This window comes from Anaerolineae bacterium (assembly GCA_014360855.1).
Lineage (GTDB): Bacteria > Chloroflexota > Anaerolineae > JACIWP01 > JACIWP01 > JACIWP01.
The window spans coordinates 1-2,393 of record JACIWP010000372.1; the positions used below are offsets into that span (position 1 = coordinate 1).

General features: G+C 66.9%; 2 protein-coding genes. One reads left to right on the forward strand and one right to left on the reverse strand.

Going from position 1 to position 2,393, the window contains the following annotated elements:
* The first annotated feature begins 133 nt into the window (after positions 1–133).
* Entirely contained in the window at positions 134–1,261 is a 1,128-nt protein-coding gene (locus H5T60_14110) for a M20 family metallopeptidase (GenBank protein ID MBC7243567.1), read from the forward strand.
* A 73-nt stretch (positions 1,262–1,334) separates the two neighbouring features.
* Here the strand turns inward: H5T60_14110 and H5T60_14115 are convergent.
* The coding region (locus H5T60_14115) for a DNRLRE domain-containing protein (GenBank protein ID MBC7243568.1) at positions 1,335–2,393 on the reverse strand (1,059 nt) is incomplete at its 5' end.

Below are 2,393 nucleotides of genomic sequence, written 5' to 3' on the forward strand. Positions count from 1 at the left end.
CGAATTTGTTGCCCGACGGTATCCGTGATATATTATTGGTTCGTCTGTACATATTGCTTGCGGAAACGAAGCGAACCATGCCAGGAGGCGTGCACAGATGATGATCTCGATACTGCCGGCCATCCACGAGGCCATGCGGGAACGACTGCCGGCTATGCTGGATGACCTGCGAACACTGGTGGAACAAGAATCTCCCACCGATGACAAGGGGCTGGTGGACCGCGCCCAGACAGTATTGGCGGAGCGGCTGGCGCAGGCCGGCGCTTCTGTGGAACGCCTGCCGCAGGAACGAGCAGGCGACCATCTGCGGGCGGTGTGGGCCGGCACCGGCCAGCGCCAACCCGTGCTCCTGCTGGGGCACATTGACACCGTCTGGCCGGCGGGCGAACTGGCGCGCCGGCCCGTACGCATAGAGGACGGCTATCTCTACGGCCCGGGCGCCTTTGACATGAAGGCCGGCCTGGTCATCGCCGTGCATGCCATGGAGGTCCTGCGCGAATTCGACCTGCCGCTGGCTCGCGACGTGGTCCTGCTGGTCAACTCCGACGAGGAGCGGGGCAGTGCCTCCTCGCGCGGCTTGATCGAGTCACAGGCCCGCCAGAGCAGTTATGTGCTGGTGATGGAGCCGGCGCTCGAGCCGGGCATGCTCACCGTCGGGCGCAAAGGTGTGGGGCGCTTCCAGGTGCGCGTGCAGGGCAGGGCCGCACATGCCGGCCGCGAGCCGGAGAAGGGCGTCAGCGCTATCGCTGAGCTGGCCCAGCACATCCTGTATCTCCAATCCCTGAACGACCTGGAAAAGGGCGTGACGGTGACCGTCGGCGTGGTGCAGGGCGGCATCCGCCCGAATGTGGTGCCGGCGGAGGCCGTCGCAGAGGTGGACCTGCGGGTGCCCACCCGCGCGGAAGAGGAACGGCTGGTGCCGCTCCTCCGCGGGCTGTCCCCCTATCATCCGCAGGCCAGCGTGGTCGTCGAGGGTGCCGTCACCCGGCCGGCCTGGGAAGCGGACCCCACCTGCCTGGCGCTGTTCCATCGGGCGCGTGTGGTGGGAGAGCACCTGAATATGCATCTGGAGCGGGGAAGCTCCGGCGGCGGGAGCGACGGGAACTTCACCGCCGCGCTGGGGATCCCGACGTTGGACGGTCTGGGGCCGGAGGGCGCCGGCGCCCATGCCCTTGACGAGCGCGTGGCGCTGGACAGCCTTCCTCAGCGGGCCGCACTGCTGGCCGGCCTGCTCCTGGACCTGAGCCTGAACGGCCATTAACCGCTCCGACAAACGCACAGGGGGAAGGCGAGATTCGCCTTCCCCCTGCTGTTTTCTTCACTGGCCGGGAGGATTACCGGCCGGGATACCCCAGCACGCGACCATCACCTTCTGCCCGCCCCTCGCCGGGGACAAGCTCCCGCAGGATATACTTCCGGACGCCGGCCGCTGGCGCGGGCGCCTCCACTGCCGGGGCTTCCAGCGTGCTCGAGGTATAGCGGACCACCAATCGCGGTGGGAAAGGCCCTTCCCGCGTGCTGAAGGACCGCCAGGACGAATAGTAACCAGAGGTCTCATCCCCACGAATGAGGATACCCTGGTTGGGAATGCTCCCATTGAGCCAACCCCGCACCAGGGCGGTGACATCCAGCTCGTACCAGCCTCCCGGATCGCTGTGGGGCGGCACGTCAACATAGCCGTAGGAGGTCCCCATGGCCGGCTTGTTGTTCCAGGTGACGCCCGCTTCGGTCCAGTTGCCTGCCGCCTGGTACGCTACCACGCGGTCGAGGTAGCCCGGGAATTCCCAGGAATCGATGAGATAGATGCGCAGTTTGGCGCTGTGGATGGTGGCGCCGGCGGGGATGCCGGCGATGTTGAATTTCACCATGGAGCGGGCGATCTTGCCGTCCGGGTTCAGGTAATCGTCGTAACCGACCCACATATCCGCCGCATCGCCGAAGTTCAGTGTGGGATATCCCTCCAGCACGCAGGCGTCCGCGATAGGAGTGAGGGTGACGGTGGTCATCCCTGGCGTCGCGGTGGGCGTCGGCGTGGAGGTGCGGGTGGGGGTCGGCGTGGGAGTGGCCGGCGCAGGCCGCAGGATCAGCGGCAGGACGGCGCGACGGTGGAAGGGCGTGGCCGGCGTGCTGGTGCGGGTGGGAGTGCGGGTCGGCGTGCCGGTAATCTGAGTGGTGGGCGTGCGCGTAGGTGTGCTCGTCGAAGTGGGAGTGGACGTAGGAGTTGGGGTAGTGACCGACGTCGTCAGGTAGGGGGAGCGCACCACCAGGGCAAAGGGCTGGGGGCCGCTCGGCACATTATAGCCGCGCACGGTGATCTGATAGGTGCCGGCGGCCGGGTTCTGGATCACCACACGCTCCGAGTTGTTCAGCCGATCCCAGGAGGCCCCACCGTT